Source organism: Nakamurella aerolata, assembly GCF_013002705.1.
GTDB classification, from domain to species: domain Bacteria; phylum Actinomycetota; class Actinomycetes; order Mycobacteriales; family Nakamurellaceae; genus Nakamurella; species Nakamurella aerolata.
Genome location: NZ_JABEND010000009.1, coordinates 34586 through 51637 on the forward strand (window position 1 = coordinate 34586; position 17052 = coordinate 51637).

General features: G+C 67.2%; 16 protein-coding genes and 1 tRNA gene. 13 read left to right on the forward strand and 4 right to left on the reverse strand.

The window, feature by feature from the left end; all coding sequences use genetic code 11:
* Positions 1-31: 31 nt before the first annotated feature.
* From HKD39_RS14740 to HKD39_RS14800, 13 genes are all read left to right on the forward strand, one after another.
* Complete coding sequence (locus tag HKD39_RS14740; RefSeq protein WP_171200653.1) at positions 32-622, forward strand: hypothetical protein; 591 nt, start codon at positions 32-34, stop codon at positions 620-622.
* Positions 623-1123: 501 nt separating this feature from the next.
* The gene (locus HKD39_RS14745) at positions 1124-7054 is read left to right on the forward strand and encodes a phage tail tape measure protein (RefSeq protein WP_171200654.1); all 5931 of its coding nucleotides are present in this window, start codon (positions 1124-1126) and stop codon (positions 7052-7054) included.
* Entirely contained in the window at positions 7051-7842 is a 792-nt protein-coding gene (locus HKD39_RS14750; RefSeq protein ID WP_171200655.1) for a hypothetical protein, read from the forward strand. The genes HKD39_RS14745 and HKD39_RS14750 overlap by 4 nt, the downstream gene beginning before the upstream one ends.
* Complete coding sequence (locus tag HKD39_RS14755) at positions 7842-8912, forward strand: hypothetical protein (RefSeq protein ID WP_171200656.1); 1071 nt, start codon at positions 7842-7844, stop codon at positions 8910-8912. Before HKD39_RS14750 ends, HKD39_RS14755 begins: the two co-directional genes overlap by 1 nt.
* Entirely contained in the window at positions 8909-9172 is a 264-nt protein-coding gene (locus HKD39_RS14760; protein WP_171200657.1) for a hypothetical protein, read from the forward strand. The genes HKD39_RS14755 and HKD39_RS14760 overlap by 4 nt, the downstream gene beginning before the upstream one ends.
* A gap of 7 nt (positions 9173-9179) precedes the next feature.
* Positions 9180-9836 (forward strand): hypothetical protein, encoded by a 657-nt coding sequence (locus HKD39_RS14765; RefSeq protein ID WP_171200658.1) that lies wholly within the window; start codon positions 9180-9182, stop codon positions 9834-9836.
* 55 nt (positions 9837-9891) lie between these two features.
* Entirely contained in the window at positions 9892-10209 is a 318-nt protein-coding gene (locus tag HKD39_RS14770) for a hypothetical protein (RefSeq protein WP_171200659.1), read from the forward strand.
* Complete coding sequence (locus tag HKD39_RS14775; RefSeq protein WP_171200660.1) at positions 10196-11293, forward strand: hypothetical protein; 1098 nt, start codon at positions 10196-10198, stop codon at positions 11291-11293. Before HKD39_RS14770 ends, HKD39_RS14775 begins: the two co-directional genes overlap by 14 nt.
* Positions 11290-11559, forward strand: coding sequence for a hypothetical protein (locus HKD39_RS14780; protein ID WP_171200661.1), 270 nt, complete (start codon positions 11290-11292; stop codon positions 11557-11559). The genes HKD39_RS14775 and HKD39_RS14780 overlap by 4 nt, the downstream gene beginning before the upstream one ends.
* 130 nt (positions 11560-11689) lie before the next feature.
* Positions 11690-12523 (forward strand): peptidoglycan recognition protein family protein, encoded by an 834-nt coding sequence (locus HKD39_RS14785; protein WP_171200662.1) that lies wholly within the window; start codon positions 11690-11692, stop codon positions 12521-12523.
* On the forward strand, positions 12520-12888 hold the full coding sequence (locus tag HKD39_RS14790; RefSeq protein ID WP_171200663.1) for a holin: 369 nt from the start codon (positions 12520-12522) through the stop codon (positions 12886-12888). The genes HKD39_RS14785 and HKD39_RS14790 overlap by 4 nt, the downstream gene beginning before the upstream one ends.
* Positions 12889-12995: 107 nt before the next feature.
* Positions 12996-13904, forward strand: coding sequence for a hypothetical protein (locus tag HKD39_RS18935; RefSeq protein ID WP_212754591.1), 909 nt, complete (start codon positions 12996-12998; stop codon positions 13902-13904).
* A 16-nt stretch (positions 13905-13920) separates the two neighbouring features.
* Positions 13921-14958: an SGNH/GDSL hydrolase family protein gene (locus HKD39_RS14800; RefSeq protein WP_171200664.1), complete on the forward strand. Its 1038-nt coding sequence runs from the start codon at positions 13921-13923 to the stop codon at positions 14956-14958.
* A gap of 67 nt (positions 14959-15025) precedes the next feature.
* On the opposite strand, the gene HKD39_RS14805 is transcribed toward HKD39_RS14800, so the two are convergent.
* The 4 genes from HKD39_RS14805 to HKD39_RS14820 form a co-directional block, all read right to left on the reverse strand.
* Positions 15026-15709 (reverse strand): MucR family transcriptional regulator, encoded by a 684-nt coding sequence (locus HKD39_RS14805; RefSeq protein ID WP_171200665.1) that lies wholly within the window; start codon positions 15707-15709, stop codon positions 15026-15028.
* 86 nt (positions 15710-15795) lie between these two features.
* On the reverse strand, positions 15796-16137 hold the full coding sequence (locus tag HKD39_RS14810) for a hypothetical protein (RefSeq protein WP_171200602.1): 342 nt from the start codon (positions 16135-16137) through the stop codon (positions 15796-15798).
* Positions 16138-16141: 4 nt separating this feature from the next.
* Positions 16142-16459: a hypothetical protein gene (locus HKD39_RS14815; RefSeq protein WP_171200666.1), complete on the reverse strand. Its 318-nt coding sequence runs from the start codon at positions 16457-16459 to the stop codon at positions 16142-16144.
* A gap of 506 nt (positions 16460-16965) precedes the next feature.
* Positions 16966-17038: transfer RNA gene (locus HKD39_RS14820), tRNA-Arg, on the reverse strand.
* Positions 17039-17052: the final 14 nt, after the last annotated feature.

A 17052-nucleotide genomic window follows, 5' to 3' on the forward strand; every position in this document is an offset into this window, starting at 1 on the left:
CGTAATGCCTTACCTGGACTAAGGAGTCACGATGGCAGCGATCAACAAGGAAACACAGGACGCGGCAAAGACTTTCGACATCGGCGCGTTCATGCGCAACTCTGTGGGAGGCTACTCGAAGCCGTTCAAGGTTCACCTGCGGTTCGACCTGTACGCGCAGATGGACGAGATCAAGGAACGGATCGACGCGCTCCCCGCCGAGGGCGATGAGCAGTCGATCGCAGCGGCCGGCGAGAGAGACAAGCTCGTCCAGCAGTACAACGACCTGCTCGACGAGTTCGAGGCCGCCGCCCTCGAAATGCAGTTCCGCCCGTCGACGAGCGCCGATTGGGACCGGGCGCGTGACAAGTTCTCTGCCACCCTCCCCAAGGGTGACAAGCTCGAATCCCACAAGGTGGATGAGCTGCTGCCGTTCGTGTGGGCGGAGTGCCTGATCAAGCCGGAAGGCATGACCGGCCAGGACTTTCAACAGATTCAGCAAGCCGTCGGTGACTTCGCTGTCGCCGCCGAGATCGGGTTGGAGTGGGAGCGCACCAACAAGATGGGCAACCTGGATGTGGACGCCCCTTTCTCTCGATCGCGCTTGCCTTCTCCGAACACGGAGACGACGTCACCAAGCTGAGAACCGCGCGAGAGCAACACTGGCCCGCCTCCGTCGTCTACAACGGCGGCGGGCGGACCGATGTTCTGTCCGACCGCGATGTCATTGCGGCAGAAGCACTTCGCCGCTACGAAGACTCACTGTGCGCCGGTTGCGGCCAGCCCGTTTGGCTTTCGTACGACACCGGCGAGAAGTACATCATCCAGTCGGTGACCTGCGCATCCTGCGCTGTCGCGCAAGCGGACGCGCAAGCCGAGAAAGACCCGGCGCCAGGTGTCAAAAGGTACCCCGTGCACGCCGGTCAGATCGACCACGTGCATGTCATGAACGAAGTGTCGGCCGAGCGCGAGGCGTTCCGACAAAGCCAGCAACGACTCAAGGAGGCTGCGAGTGTCTGATCGCCTTGTCTCCGTGAGGTTCTCAGCCGATGTGTCTCAACTGCAGCGGGCGATCGGAACACTGAACCGCAGCCTTGGGACGGTCAGCAGCCAAGCCGAGACAGCAAGCCGCAGCACCGATCAGATGGCGCAGACTGCGCAGCGGTCGTCCCGCAGTGTGCAGCAGATGTCGCGGAACACCGACTCGAGCGGCCAGTCAATGGCTGCCATGGCCAAGAAGGCCGTGGCGTTCGTCGGTGTCGGCGCTGCCATCAAGTCGACCGTTAAGGCCGGTGCGGACTTCCAGTCGTCGCTGAACGAAATGGGAGCCGTGTCGCAGGCGACCGCGCAGCAGATGGCGCAGGTGTCCGAGACTGCCCGCCAGCTCGGAAACGATGTGTCCCTGCCGGGCACGTCAGCGGCCACCGCTGCGGCGGCGATGACCGAGCTCGCCAAGGGCGGATTTACGGCCCAGCAGGCGATGTCGGCCGCCAAAGGCACGCTGCAGTTGGCGGCGGCAGCACAGATCGATGGGGCGCAGGCTGCCGAGATTCAGGCCAACGCGCTGAATACCTTCGGTGTGAGCGCCGCCGACGCCGGCAAGGTCGCCGACATTTTGGCGAACACCGCCAACGCCGCCAGCGGCGAGATTACGGACTTCTCGCAGGGTCTCGCGCAGGTGGGCACCCCTGCGAAGTCGTTGGGTATCAGCCTGCAGGACACGAGTGCGGCGCTTGGGCTTTTCGCCAACAATGGCATCAAGGGATCGGATGCCGGCACCAGCTTGAAATCGATGCTGGTGCAACTGCTGTCACCGTCGAAGCAGCAGGCCGCAGCCCTCCAAGAGCTGGGCGTGCAGGCATTCGACGCGCAGGGCAACTTCGTCGGCCTAGAGTCTCTGTCGGGACAGCTGGCCGACGCGTCGAAGCGCATGACGACCGAGCAGTACAACGCCGCCGCCGCAACAGCTTTCGGCACGGACGCGGTCCGTGCGGCCAGCGTGTTCGCGGCCGAGGGCGCTCAGGGCTTCGACAAGATGTCGACCGCCGTGGGTCGCTCGGGTGGTGCTGCCGAGCTAGCTCAGGCGAAGATGAAGGGTCTCGCCGGCGTCGGCCAGATCATCCAGAACGCCGTGCAGGACGCCCAGCTATCGCTGATGGACAAGCTCAGTCCGTCACTGGAATCAGCCGGCAAGCAGCTGGCCGACCTAATTCCATCAGCGGCCGATCGGCTCGTCCCGGCACTCACTGACGTGGCCACCGGCGCGGTCAGCCTGGCACAGGGCGCGCTGCCACTGCTCACGTCCGGGGTGAGGATTCTCGGGCCGGTGCTGAACGCCGCCGGCGACGCGATGTCAGCGGTGCGGGTCGTACTGGAACCGCTGGTGACAGTCGTGGGTAGCGCGGTCGGGTTCTTCTCCGACCTGCCGGGGCCGGTTCAAACCGCGGCGATCGCTCTCGGTGTCGCAGCGGTAGCGTCCCGCCGGCTCGGCACCAGCATCGGCACCATGGCGACAAACCTGGCCAACGGGAACGGGCCGCTGCGAACCTTTGGCCGGCAGGTCCAATATCTGCAATCGCAGCAGGGGATGTCGGGGCTGTCAGCACTCGCCGTGACGACCGGCGCCCGGATTCGCTCGATGAGCAGCGGGGTCACGTCGGTATCCGGGGCGATGCGGTCCCTCAGCTCCGGCGCGCTCAGCGTCGGCAAAGGCCTGATGGGCGCGTTCGGCGGCCCCATCGGCCTCGCCATCACCGGCGTTACCGCAGCGATCAGCTACTTCTCGGCCAAGAACGCCGAGGCCAAACAGCGCGAGGAGGAGCACCGCGCGGCAGTGGACGAACTGGCAGGCAGCTTCGACCGCCTCACCGGCTCGGTCAACGAGGCCGGCGCGCAGATGGTCACCAAATCGTTCGCCGACAGCGCTGCCGCATTCAAGGAGATCGGCTTGTCAGCGGGCGACGCGGCTGCCGCCGCACTCGAGGGCGGCCGGGCGTGGATCGACTACCAAGCGAAGATCGCCGGCGCTGCCGAGAAGACCGGCAAAATCGGTGCGGCACTTGAGAACCTGTCGAACCAGAGCGTCCCAGCCATTCGCGACCTCTCGTCCCAGCTCGGCCTGTCCGAGACCGAGATTGCGAAGCTGGCCATCTCAGGCTCGGCATCAGCGGACAAGCTGGTTCAGGCGTTCATCGCGATGGGCGACCCGCCGGAGTACGCCAGGCAGAAGGTCAACCAGCTCCGCTCCGACATTGAGAACTACGTGCCTGCCGCTGCGAAGGCCCGCACCGAGAGCGAGACCCTCGCGGATGCGCAGCGGAAGACCGGCGACGAGTTTGCAGCGACAGCCGACCGTATCGGAAAGGCCGCTGGCGTAACGGGTTCCACCGTCGGCGCCGCCATCAAAACAGCTGAGGGGTCGCAACGCTCGCTCGAAGCTGTGATGAAGGATTGGGGTCTGTCGCAGGCCCAGCAGACCGCGATCCTCAAGGGCTACAAGGACACCCTGATCGAGGTCAACGGCCAGCACTACGCCACCCAAGAGGCCGCGGACGCAGCATCGGCGTCAATGTCCGCGGCCGGCGCGTCAGGCCAGACCGCTGCTACCGGAATGGATGCCGCAGGCAATGCCGCGGCCGGGCTGACAGAGGATGCTGCGGGGGCGAAAGAGCCGACGTCAGCGCTAGCCGACGCGATGAAGGAAATCGCCGATCAGGCGTCGTTCGCCGACACCCAAACGCAGTACCTGCAGATGACGCTGGACAAGATGGCCGGCAAAGACACTGCCGCCGAAACGGCCTCACGGGCCGCCGCGGCGGCTATGCGGGACGTCGGCAACGCTGCACGCGACGAGGCCGACGCAAAAGCGCGCGTGACCGAGATCGAAGACAAGCTCAACAAGCTGCGCTCGGACGGCCTGGCGAAAGATGAGACTCGGGCTCAGCGGACCGCCGCTATTGCGCAGACTGAACGCGATCTGGCCAACGCCAAGAACAGTGTGAAAGACGCCGCTGATCGTCAGGCTGACTCGCTCGACAAGGCCGCGACGGCTGCCGTGCAGCAGACCCAGGCGGCGATGAACGCTGCCCTTGCCAACGGCAATCTCGCCGGTGCCGCAAAGGCCGGCACCGACAAGATGGCGGCGATGCGGTCCGAGTTCATTGCGAACGCTAAGGCGGCGGGCGTGCCGCAGAAGGAAGCGGAAAAGCTCGCCGACAAGTACGGCCTGATCCCGAAGAACGTCAAGACCGCGTTCCAGGCCGAGACCGCCCAGGCGACCGCGAACGGACAGGGTCTGTACCGGGTCTACGACCCGCTGCAGAAGAAGTTCACTGCGCAGTTCCTGACCGCCGGTCAAGCCCAGGCGACGACCAATGCGGGAAACGTGGTGCAGAAGTACAACACCGCGAAGGGCACGTGGACTGGATACCTCAAGGCCAACAACGACGATGCCAACGCAAAGATCGATGAGACCAAGCGGCAGATAGACGGCCTTACCGGCAAGAAGTTGAAGATCACTTACGAGGGCACCCTCGATCCGACGTTCGGCAGCAAGTCGAAGATGGCTGCGAAGGCGACCGGCGGGTTCATGCGCGGACCTGGCACCGGTACGAGTGACGACATCCCGGCATGGCTGTCGAACGGCGAGTTCGTGATGAATGCCAACGCCACCAAGCGTTTTCGTCCGCTGCTGGAACACCTCAACTGGAACGTCGCACCGGCCTTCGCATCCGGCGGCTACCTCGGCACCAAGGGCACCGACGTCAAGTGGGACATCGGCGGTCTCGGTCTCCCGCCAAACTTCGACAGCATGACCGTCGCGGCCGGCAAGGCCATGGCGAAGGCCGCGGGCGATGCATTGAAGTCGATGCTGTTGCTGGGCGGCGGTGCGTTCGCGCCCGGCTCCGGTAATTGGGGCCCGGAGAACATGTCTGGTCTGGCGCAAAACACTGCTGCTGCAATGGCTTTCATCAAGTCGACGTTTGGGATCAACAACATTGGCGGGTGGCGCGCGTCGGGTTCGGTGGCGGCGTCGGATCATCCCAAGGGCAAGGCTCTGGACGTGATGATCAACGGTTGGTCCTCGCCGGCCGGCATCCAGCAGGGCAACAAGGTCGCCGCGTATTTCACGGGTAATCCCAGCGCTTATGGCACCAAGTACGTGATCTGGCGGAACCAGATCAACAAGGGTGGCGGCTGGGGTCCGTACATTCGCAGCGACGGTGGTAACGCCACCGACCCGACGCTGGCGCACATGGACCACGTTCACATCAGCTTTCTGTCGGGCCCGTCGGGTCCGATGGGTGGCGGTGGTGGTGCCGAGCCGGCAGGGTCGGGTGTGGAGCGGTGGCGGCCACTTGCGAACCGGGTTGCGATGGCCAAGGGTGTGCCGCTGTACGCCGTGGATCACATGATGCGGCAGATGAACCGGGAGTCTTCGGGTAACCCCAAGGCCATCAATCTGTACGACATCAACGCCCGCCGGGGGACGCCCTCAAAAGGCTTGCTGCAGTTCATTGATCCTACGTTCCGGCGATACGCGGACCCTGGTTACAACACGAACATTTGGGATCCGGAATCGCAGATGAGGGCGTTCTTCAACTATGTGCCGTCCGTGTACGGGTCGTTCGAAGCGTTGCAGCGCAGAGGATATGGCGCATACGCTTCCGGCGGCCTAGTGGGCGGCAAGGGTACCGGAACCAGTGACAGTAATGTCGCGCGGGTGTCCCGCGGCGAGTACATCGTCAACGCCAAAGCGACGAGTGAGAACCTCGGCCTGCTGCACGCGATCAACAACGGCGTCGCCCGGTTCGCAACCGGGGGGCTGGTGGGCCGGTCGGCGCTGATGGGCAACTCGCCGCGGCAGTTGGGTGATCGAGAATCCAACATTGCCAACGCGATCAGCGATCTGCTCGAGTTCCAGAAGTCGTTCCGAGCAGCGGCGAACGAGCTGATCTCCGCGTCGAACGAGGCGGCGAAGGCCGCTGCCCGGCATCGCGGCGAGTTGCGCAGCCAGGAGGCGTCGAGCAAGCGCGCGGTGTACGAGGCGCGACGTGCTGCAGCGGCGAGGGTGAAGGAAGCCGAAGCCAGCAGTGCTGCTGCTCGCCGCGCTGTCACGGCGGCTGAGCGGCGCAAGGCCACCGCGAGGACCGGGCAGCAGCGGGCCGCCGCAACAAAGGCGTTGGCGTCGGCGCAGACCCGCGCCGCGCAGGTGGAGCGCTCGCTGTCGATCATCCGCCGGCAGCAGGCATCCGAGGTCGCCAAGGTCGTGGCGGCAGAGCAGCGGAAGGTCGCATCGTCGCGGGCCGAGCAGGCCGCGCTGGACAAGACCGCCCGGCGGAACGCATCCGCGGCCGAGGCGGCGAAGGCTAGGGCCGCGGCAGAGAACCGCTCGATCGAGGTGTCGCGGCGCTGGCGGTCGCAACTGGCGTCGGCAGGCAGGGCGATGGACAACCTCAACGCCCGGCTGACCGCCACCAAAGACCGCCTCGGTGATGTGAAGGATCAGATCAAGTCGACGTTGGCTGACCGGTCGTCGGCGATCTCGCAGATGGCCGGCCAGATCGGCGGCACTGAGCTGACCGGCAACCGCGACACCCGTAACACCGCGTCGCGGTTCCTGCAGGGGATGCGGTTCGACACCGGGCAGCTGGTGCAGCTGAACACTGACAACGCGAAGTTGTCGCGGCTCGGGCTGAACAACTCCGCCCTACAGCAACTCTCGCAGCTGGGTGACGGCGCGTCGGTGCTGCACATGCTGGCCCGCACCGGCAGCGCCGGGCAGATCAAGGCGATCAACGCGGAGTTGGCAAAGCAGTCGCGGATCGCGACAGCGGTGGCCACCCGTACGATCGCCCCGCAATTCTCGGGCGAGCTGGCGGCGCTGACCCGTGGCGCCGCGGTGACGCAGCAGACGTTGACGGCGCTGACGCGTGAGCAGCTGCGGACCACGCAGCAGATAGGCACGATCGCCGACCGCATGGCCAAGGCTGCGGCGATGGCCGGCACTGTCGCGTCGAAGGCCGAGCTGGCGCAGCTCGAGCGGGATCTGCGGAAGCTGGTGGCGCAGCGGTGAGCGTGACCATCGTGGCCACCGTGGAGGCAACGAACATGCCGCCGCGGGTGCGGCTGCACATCGAGTCGACGGCGCCGACCCCGGCCGCGGCGACGATCAACCTGCGCCGCACCCACGCTGACGGGTCCGCGCTGCGAGTGATCCTGCCCCGCGGCTCTCAGACCGTCGGCGGGCAGGCCGACGTGTACGACTACCACGCCCCGATCAACGAGACCGTGTCGTACACGGTGCAACTCGGCTCGGACAGCGGCTCGTCGCAGCAGGTGACCCTGCCGGCGTCAGTGTCGTGGCTGATGCACCCGGTCAACCCTGCCCGCTCGACACCGATCGATGCGGTGATGTCGTTCGGGGACAGGACGTTTGCCAGCACCGCGGCCGGCCACCGGCCGTTCGGGGCGCGCCGTGCGATCTTCATCGACGAGGGTGTGCGCCGCGACGCCACCGGCGACGTGGTGGTGCGGGTCGATTCGCGGCAGCAGGAGCTGGATGTGCTGAGCTGCCTGTCCGACTCGGGACCGATCCTGCTGAACCTCGCGAAAAAGCCGGGCTGGTGGGACGTGGCCTACGCGTGGGTGCAGCCGGGTGACGTCAGCGCCGCTGCCCGCCCGACGCTGGACTATCCGTATCGGCACATCACCATCCCGATCGAGATTATCGACCAGCCGGCGGTGGCGGCGATGGCGCAGTGGACCTACGGCGCTGCGACCGCCACCGGGCGGACCTATGCGCAGCGGTCGGCCACCTACGCCAGCTACGCGGACGCCACCACGGACACCAGGTCGGCGTGATGCAGGCCGTCTCTGATCAGTGGGCGCCGGCGCTGCGGGCCTCGCACAGCCTCAAAGGGGCTGTGTTCGTGGAGTTTTGGTCGGGTCGCAGCAAGGTCGGTACCGCCCGGCCGTTGGACGGGCAGGTGACCGCCGATTGGGTGACCGGTGTGCGCCGCTCGTTGGACTGCTTGTTCGACCCGACGTGGGAGACCACGATCAAAGCGAACATGATCCTGCGCCCCTTCCGCGGCATTTTCTACGGGTACGGCCAGCCGGAGGTTCTGCCGCTCGGCAGGTTCCTCGTTGATACCGACGACGTGGGTATCCAGCCGGACCGGACGGTCGGCATCTCGGGGGCGCACGATCTGTGGGAGTACGTGGTGCGCAGCAGGTTTCCGCAGCCGCAGGCGTCCACGCCGGGTATCCGGGTTACGGAGCAGATCCGCCGGCTGGTGCTGGGCACGGGTATGTGGTCGCCGGACGAGATCATGGTGACTGCCACATCGTCGGCGACAGTGCCGCCGCTGGTGTGGGAGGAAGACCGGCACCAGGCGATCGCGGACCTGTGTGAAATGGCTGCGTGCGAGGCGTTCTGCGACCGGCTCGGGCGGGTGGTCATCCGCAACCGGCCAGGCAAAGGTGCGGCGGTGGCGACGCTGGACCTGCCGATCGACATGCAGGCCACGGTCTCCACCGCCGACGTGTGCAATCAGGTCGTCGCGTCGTCGACGGTGACTGATCCGGCTTTTCGGCCCGATCCGGTGACGGTGCGGATCACCGACCGGACCCGACCGGACAGGTACATCGCGGGTGTGACACCGCTTGTGACGAAACGCATCGAGGGTGCATGGACGTCGACGGGTGAGATGCGGTCGGCGGCACTGACCGCGCTGGACAAGGCCGCCGCGGCGGCTCGGACGGTGACCGTCACGGCTATCCCGAACGCCGCTCTGGATGAGGCCGACACCGTGAACCTGCCCTGGCCGGGCGGCGCGTCGGAAGCGCTGCAGCTGCAGCAGATTCGGCTGCCGCTGGACGCAGCCGGGGACATGCAGGTGACAACCGTGACGACAGGGGGTGCCGAGTGAGCCAGACGACGCAGCGCCTCGCCGAACGCATCGTCGCTGCGATGCCGGCGCAGCGGGGGCCGGTGGCGGTCGGGTCGCTGGCCGGCTGGCAGGGGCCGTACCTGCTGGTCACGGTCGCCGGATCGGATGTGCCGGTGGCGATCTGGACCGCGACCTTCGACGCCTGGCTGGCCGGCCGGGAGACCCCGACCGGCCTGGTGTTGGTGACGTTCTACGACAGGCAGCCGGTGGTCATTGACCGGCTGGTGACGAGAGGCTGAGACACGCATGGGCACAACCGCTTTGGGTACGCGCTACGCCGACCCGTCCGATCCGGACAACGTTCCGTCGACCACGAAGAATCTCGCGGAAGACGTGGATCTGCGGTCGGTGCCGGCGTTCACGACGACGCAGCTGCGGGACGCCGGGATGCAGCCGGCTAGCAATGGCCGCATGTGCGTGATGGTGCCGCCCGGTGGGGCGCCGTATCTGCTGGTGCGCTCCGGCGGCGCGTGGGTTGAGCCGGCGCGGCTCGGTTTCGGCGCCATGGAGATGAGCTCGGCGAACGCGCAGGGTATCGCCGACAACGCGTGGCGTGCCTGCAACTGGTCCTCGACCGACTATTTCGAGGGGGCGGGTTTGGGTGCCCGCGCCGAGGGAGTGTCCATCTCGCAGACCGGCCGGTATCTGGTCACCGCGTGGGTCGCATTCGATAAGTATGGATCGGGCAGGCGGGCTATCGGTGTCGGGCCGGCGTCGGGCGCGGGCCCGACGGGTATCACTGCGGTGGTGCCCAACGCCCCGGCCAACAACTCCCAGGTGGTGGACGTGACCGACGAGCTGACGTTCACGGCGGGGCAGGTCGTCACGGCGTGGGTGCTGCAGGACTCCGGTGTGCCGATCAACATCACGAACCGGCGGCTGAAAGTGCGGCGGGTGGGGTGACACCCGCACGCCCCTGATCCCTCTCTCAGCGCTACCCCGGAGGGAGGCGACAAGTATGGATTTCGCAGACATCAGCCCGTGGCTGTCGCTCGGACCGACGGGCGCACTCACTGGCTATCTGATCCGCGACAACATTAGGTTGCGGCGGGAAAACCGCGACCAGGAAGCGGCGATCAATTCGGAGCGTCAGCTCCGGTACGCCGCGGAGGAACGCGCCGCCAAGGCCGTCGCAAAGGTCGGCGGGTTGGAGACGCAGGTGCAGTACCTCACCACGGAGGTGCACCGCCTGAACACCATGCTGGGGCTGCAACCGCTGCCGCTGCCGGCCCCGCCACCACCAGCCGCCGAGGGGGACGATGATGACCAGTCCTGAGCGGCGCCGCGGACTCACCGGCGGCCAGATGATCGCCCTAGCCGCAGCGTGTTTCCTGCTGGGTATCGCTGTGCTGATCGGCTGGCGGGCCGGGGTGGAGTCCCGCGCCACCACGCAGGTGGAGCAGGCGCAGCAGACAGCCGAGTCGGTGCAGTCGTCCGCGTCCGCCGTCGAATCCCAAGGCAAGGCAGCAGCCACGCAGGCGTCCATTCTGCAGTCGGCCGGGCTGGTGGCTGTCCGCGACGTGTGCCCGTATGTCACCGAGGCGCAGGCTGTCCGGGCGTGCCGCGCCGTCGGCTACGTCGTCGCCGCGCAGTCGTCGATCATCTCCGTCGGAGGCACCGCCACGCCTGGTGCGGTGACGCAGGTGGTCGTGCAGCCCACCATCGAAACCCGCACCGCGCTGCAACTGTCCACCGTGCCGCCGCCGTCGCGGGCAGTGGTCACCCTCACCCCGCGTGCGGCGACGGTCACCATCGACGGGCAGCGCCGCACCCTGCCGGCCGGGCCACCGCAGACCACCACCGTGACGCTCGCCAGGGGCACAGTCACCCGGCAGGTCCCGGTGACCGTGGCCCGGTCCACCGTGGCCGGTACGCAGACCGTCCGGACCACCCTGCCCGCCGAGACCGTCACCGTGCAGGGCGAGACCGTGACCATCGCCGGGCCGACCACCACCCTCGCCGTGACCGAGCAGGGCTCGACCGTGGTGGTGACTGCCACTGATGTGCGGACTGTCGCGGCCACTGTCACCGACCGGCAGACCGCCACGGAGGTCGCGACTGTCACCGACGTCCGGGAGGTACCGGTGACGGCGACGCAGACCGTGACCCGCGACGTGCCCACCATCCAGACGGTGACGGCGACCCAGACCCGTGACGTGCCCGGCCCCACGGTCACCGAGCCGGGACCGACTGTCACTCACACCGCGACCGTCACCGAGCCGGGCCCGACGGTGACGACCACGGAAACCCGCGACGTGCCCGGACCGACCGTGACCGAGACAGCGCCGACCACGGTGACCGTGACCGTCACCGAGACGGCGCCGATCTTCCCACCCCCACCTCTGAGCGGAGGACCGTGAACGTCCGCCTCATCGTCCTAGCCGTCCTATCCGTGGCGGTGCTGGTCTGTCTGTCTGTGGCCGCGGTGCGCCGCCGGCATCTAACCGCCGCCGGCTGGGCCGTCGTCGTCGCTGTGCCGTGCTTCCTGCTCGGCCAGATCGCCCTGCTCGTCATCAACCTGGTCAGCTACGTCCCGCCCCGCGGGTCCAGCCTCGTGCTCATCCCGACGGCGCTGATCGGTGTCCTCGCCGTCATCGTCGCCACCCGGCCGTCACAAACCAGCTAGCCGACCATCCATCCACCCCCGCCGCTTCCGTCACGTGACGAGAGCGGCTCACTGCCAACCCGTTTGGAGGCAACTCATGGCTGGAATCGCCAGCACCGCCGACATTCTGCGCGCCGCAGGATGCCGTGTCATGATCGCATCGACCTGGCCGACCAAACCTCTCGGCACCATCCCTGACCCGCCGAGAGCGATTGTCTGGCACCACGACGCGAGCCCGCCCGGACCATCACCGGGCGCACTGTCGTGGATCACCAGCAGCTACGCCGGACAGAAGCCCAGCGCGCAGTTCTGGGTGGACACGCAGGGCACCTGGTGGCTCATCGGCCAGGGCAAAGCCTGGCACGCCGGCACCGTCGGTCCGCCGTACAAGGGCGTCGCAGACAGCGCCAACAGCGTCGGCATCGAGACCGACCACACCGTCGGCGAGCCGTGGCCGCCGGTCATGCTCGACAGCCTCCGTCGCGGCACCGCAGCCCTGCTGAAAGCGTGGGGGCACGGCCCGGACCGGCTGTTCTTTCACAAGCAAATCGGCTACCCGTACGGCCGTAAGGTCGATCCGGCCGGGCTTGACCTTGAGCCGGAGCGTCAGCGCGTCGGGGAGCTGATGCGCGGCGGCGCACCCGCACCGAAGCCCACCGCGCCGGCGCCGAAACCGCTGGGCGGCAAGCCATCCCCGGCACAGGTGGCGTTCCCGCTCGGCCCCGACGGCAAGTTGTATTTCGGGCCGCGGGGTGGCCGCGGCGCCGTGTCCGGATTCGAGGGCACCAACCTCATGGCAACCGACCTGGCGCCGCGGGTCAGGGGATGGATCGCGCAGATTCAGCGCGCCGTCGGCGTCACGGCCGACGGGTTGTACGGCGACCGCACCAAGGCCGCCGTCGCCGCCTGGCAACGCAAGCAGGGCCTCGACCCTGACGGTCTCGTCGGGTGGCGCAGCTGGGAGAAACTGGGAGGCAAGAAGTGAGCACGAACAACATTTGGACCGGCACGTTCTGGCGGGCCACCGCGGAACGGGTGCTGTCAACGGCGCTGCAAGCGGCGGTGCCATCGATCACCGTCGCGTCGCTGTCCGAAATCCCTTGGTGGACAGTGTTTACCATCGCCGGAGCGGCGGCACTGCTGTCGCTGGTGAAGTCGGTGATCGCGGGGATCAACACCGGCTCTCCCGGCCTGGGCACCGCGGAGGTTCTGTCCGAGCCGGGACAGACCGGGGAGTCCTCGGATGCCGGCCTGGTGGAGGTGGTGCCCGAGCAGCAGCCCACCAGCACACCCGAGCCGGACCTGTCCCGCCTCGACCGCCTCGACGGGCTCGACCGCAGGGAGCCGTGATGGCACTCCCCGCAGGGCTGGACACCGGCACCGTCAAAGGCACCTACGTCAACGCCAAGGGCGAGCCGCTGTCCGGGAAAGTCACTGCTACGCCGAGCATTCCGGTGGTGAAAGTCCCCGGCAAGGGCGTGGTCGCCCTCGACACGGTGTCGGTGGACCTCGACAAGAGCGGCAGTTTCACGCTGCCGCTGATCGCCACCGATGACCCCGACGCCGACCCGATCGGCTGGACCTGGACGGTGCAGGTCGGCAAGCTCCCGGCCGCGAGTTTCGCGCTGGCGCCCGGCCAGACCGTCGACATGTCCAGCGCACAGCCGGTCCAGTCCTCGAAGGGCGTACCGAACGTCATCATCGGCGGTGCGGGCGGCGGTGCGACGACCGTGGACGGTCTGACCGACGCGACCGCCGTGGGTAAGCAACTCGTCAAAGCTCCCGATGCTGCGGCAGCGCGGCAGGCGATAGGTGCTGGCACGTCGAGCTTTTCGGGCGCGTACAGCGACCTGACGGGCAAGCCCACCATCCCGACTGTGCCGCCGCTCGCCGCCGTGGCCACCAGCGGCAACTTCAACGACCTGGCGAACCGGCCGACACAGTTTCCGCCGGCACCGCACAATCACACTCTGGCCGATGTCCCAGCCATAACCCCGCTCGGACAGCAGCTCGCCACCGCCAGCTCTGCTGGGGATGCGCAGACTGCCATCGGCGCAACGACTGTCGGCAAGGCGCTATTCGCGGCGTCTGACCAAGTTGCGGCACAGTCCGCACTCGGCGTGAGCGCAGCCGACATCCAGGCCGTCAAGGACGGTGCACTGAAATCGGCCACGATCAACAATTCCGGACGCTTGATCCTCACGACCGTTTCCGGAGCGGTCATCGACGCCGGAGCCATCGGCCAAGCCGGCGCTCGCGGCGCGTCGTGGTTCGTCGGCAATGGCGCTCCCGGCAGCATCGCCGGATCGCAGCCAGGCGACCAGTACCTGGACCTGTCGACCGGCGACATTCACACCCTGAGCTGAGAGGGAGGCACTGCGCATGGCGTGGGAGAAGACCGGCAACATCGCCCGTTGGCTTCATTCGCTGCCTGACGCCCGGTCGATCGTCATCATCGGGGACTCCGTTTCCGAGGGCCAGGGTTCGGTTACCAGCGTGCAGAACCGTTGGGGCAACAAACTTTCCGATGCTTTGCGCGCCAAGCGTGGACTGCCCGCCGGGAACATAGGTTGGATACCGGCGTCGACATCGGCGCTGGATCAGTCCCTGCCGTATAGCTTCACCACTATGCAGCGCGGTTCATCGATGACCACGGCGTTCACCGCCACCGGCCTGCCTGGCGCGATGAAGTTTGGCACCCCCGCTGATCAGGCGTGGATCGGGGTTGATCAGGCGCTCCCGGCGATGACAGTGCACCTGTACGAGCCATCCGGTGGCAGCACCTACGCAAACGCGCCCGGCGGCGGCTCATTCACCACATCGACGGCACCGACCGCCGGCAGATACGGGCGATATCGGGTGCCCGCCGGCGGAGGAAACCTGTACTTGAATCTGTCGGCCGGGACCAGCTACCTTCTGGGCATGGACGGTCGCATCGACGACGCCCTAGTGGTCCACACCATCGCCCGATCCGGCGCGACCATCACCGACTGGAACGCATGGCTCGCCGGCACGGGGGGAGCACAATCAGCATTGAGAGTCCTCACTGCACTGGCGCCCGATCTGGTACTGGTGCAGCTCGGCGGCAACGACATTTTCGGCGGCTCATCCTCCCCGGACGAGACGTCGTGGAGGTCCCGATTGACCACGCTAAAAGCCACACTGGACGGACTGCCCACCAAACCTGCCATCCGGTACGTGGTCACACCCTTGCCAGCCAAGTTACTCGGCGGAATGGCGAGCTACTGGCAGCAGTACATTGACGTGGCAAGCCAGATCCTCGGCGGCCTGCTCGACGCCCGCAGCGTCCCCAACCAGGATGCCCAACCCAGCTGGTACCACTCCGACGGCGTACACCTCGGCGATCGAGCGGCATCCGAGATAGCCACCGTCATCGCCAGCCAAATCAACCCGGCCTAGACCCCCGCACCACACCGCGGCGCCCCCGTCACCAATCTGGTGGCGGGGGCGCCGCTTTGGTGTCTGGTCAACCGGTCAATCGTCGAACAATCTGCCGCACCCGCGTCCGAGTGATTCCGAACTGGGCGGCCACCTGATCGGTGGGCCGGCCGAGCGTGACGACCTGCGCATAGATGCGTGCGTCCCGCGCGCGGTTGACCTGGCGTTTGTTGCCCCAGCTCTGCCACACATGCCAGCACGCCGGTGAGCAGGTGATCCGTGGGTTCGTCTCCGGCAACTGGCACCAGGTGGCCTGGCATACCGGACAACAGGCGATCCGGCCGAGCCGAGCGGCTCGGCCGTTCTGCGCGGCCCGCTCCGCGAGCTCGGCGCGCTGCCGACCCCGCTTCACGTACGAGTCCGGGGTCTTCGCACGGGACGCCGCAGTCGGATCACGCCGAGCTTCTAGTCGTGCCCAACCGACCGACCCGACCAGCGCCCTGGACAGCGCCGACCGTTCCTCCGCCGCGTCCCGCGACAGCAAACCACGCCCCCGCGGGAGTCCGTGCTTTCTCTTGTACTCGGCGGCCGTCATGCCATGGTCGGCACCAAGGTGACTGCCGAGGATGCGGCGCCGCTGGCCGCACTCGTGGCACAGCACCGTCTGCCCGTCGTCGTCCAGCACCCCGTACAGGCCGTGCCCGGACGGCGACCCCGCAACCGGAGTCGTGTCGGTGAGCGGCTGGCCACGAGCGGCGCGTTTGTAGTGCATCCGGCACCAGCCTTTGGCTACCACTGGCCGGCCGCATCCCGGCACCGAGCACTCCGGCCGGGGCGTCGTCTGCGAGTGCGCGGGCATCAGCGCTTGCCGAGCACCCTGCGGATCGTCATCCGGTCCAGGCCGAGTGTCTGCGCGGTGTCAACCTCTGTTGCGCCAGCAGCTACCGCCAGCCGCGCCATTACTTTCGCTGCGGCGAGCGCCCCGAACATCTGCGTCCGGGCTGCTGCCAGCCGACGCCCGGCCTCGACCGGCGTGGTGACACCGAGCAGGTACTGCACGGCCGCGCTTATCGCTTCGGTCCGCTCGTCAGGGTTAGGGTATTCCTGCTCGACCCACTCGACCTCGTCGCGCAGCGTGTCCCGCTGCTCGTCGGTCAGCTCGACATCGCCCAGCCAGGCATCCAACTCATAGTCCTGCATTTCCTCAGTCCTCCTGCTCGCAGCATCCGTAACGGCACTCAAGTGCCGGGCCGCCCACGGCGTGAGCGAAGCCATTTCCGTCCTCGGTCCGGTGGGACTCAGGGGCGTGGAAGATTTCCATCTGCCCGCTGGCCGCCTTGTACAGTGCGCGGGCCAGACCCTCGCCGCGGCGGTCTTCGCGGACCTCGATGTTCATGATCTCCAGGTCGTCCATGGAGACGTACAGCGCGGCGGCCAGGCCGTCGGCGTCGGTGATCATCCAGCGGTGCAGGATGGCCGGCTCGCTGTAGTAGGCGCCGGTGCTGTACTCGATCGCTTCCATGTAGACCACTCTACAGCGAGAATGTAGATCGGTCTACACAAATGTAGATCGGTCTACAGATCCACCCGATCGGGTGAATAATCAGCCTGGGCGGGGGCGCCGGACCATCCCGCCACATATGAGCCGTCAGCCGCCTACAACCCCACCCTGCGGCCCGGTCAGCCCCTGCTCACCCACCAGCCGGCCCCGTCCCCGACACGGCGGCACCAGTACCTCCACGCCGCACTCCGCGCACCAGTACGAGCGATGCCCACCAGGGATCCGCCCCAGCGCCCCGCACCCGCACGGCTGCCAGCCGACCAGCGTGCGACCCGGCCGGCGCGCAGCACCACACGGGCACGGCGGCGGCTGCTCGATCACCTGCATAGGCGGGGAGGGTAGGCGGTAGGGCCGACAGCACTTCTCTGTCACATGGCTACACAATGGCTACATTGGCCGCGATTACTAAACCCGGATACCAGAAAGCCCCTCACCTGTTCTCGCAGGTGAGGGGCCTTTTCACTGAGCGCGCCCGGAGGGATTCGAACCCCCAACCTTCTGATCCGTAGTCAGATGCTCTATCCGTTGAGCTACGGGCGCAGTACCGCTCCATC

Bases quoted from the DNA above. Each gene is read 5' to 3' on its own strand.
- HKD39_RS14800 (WP_171200664.1), top strand. From the start codon at position 13,921: ATGGCGTGGGAGAAGACCGGCAACATCGCCCGTTGGCTTCATTCGCTG.
- HKD39_RS14815 (WP_171200666.1), bottom strand. From the start codon at position 16,459: ATGGAAGCGATCGAGTACAGCACCGGCGCCTACTACAGCGAGCCGGCC.
- HKD39_RS14810 (WP_171200602.1), bottom strand. From the start codon at position 16,137: ATGCAGGACTATGAGTTGGATGCCTGGCTGGGCGATGTCGAGCTGACC.
- HKD39_RS14805 (WP_171200665.1), bottom strand. From the start codon at position 15,709: ATGCACTACAAACGCGCCGCTCGTGGCCAGCCGCTCACCGACACGACT.
- HKD39_RS14770 (WP_171200659.1), top strand. From the start codon at position 9,892: ATGGATTTCGCAGACATCAGCCCGTGGCTGTCGCTCGGACCGACGGGC.
- HKD39_RS14755 (WP_171200656.1), top strand. From the start codon at position 7,842: ATGCAGGCCGTCTCTGATCAGTGGGCGCCGGCGCTGCGGGCCTCGCAC.
- HKD39_RS14740 (WP_171200653.1), top strand. From the start codon at position 32: ATGGCAGCGATCAACAAGGAAACACAGGACGCGGCAAAGACTTTCGAC.
- HKD39_RS14765 (WP_171200658.1), top strand. From the start codon at position 9,180: ATGGGCACAACCGCTTTGGGTACGCGCTACGCCGACCCGTCCGATCCG.
- HKD39_RS14775 (WP_171200660.1), top strand. From the start codon at position 10,196: ATGACCAGTCCTGAGCGGCGCCGCGGACTCACCGGCGGCCAGATGATC.
- HKD39_RS14785 (WP_171200662.1), top strand. From the start codon at position 11,690: ATGATCGCATCGACCTGGCCGACCAAACCTCTCGGCACCATCCCTGAC.
- HKD39_RS14745 (WP_171200654.1), top strand. From the start codon at position 1,124: ATGGCGCAGACTGCGCAGCGGTCGTCCCGCAGTGTGCAGCAGATGTCG.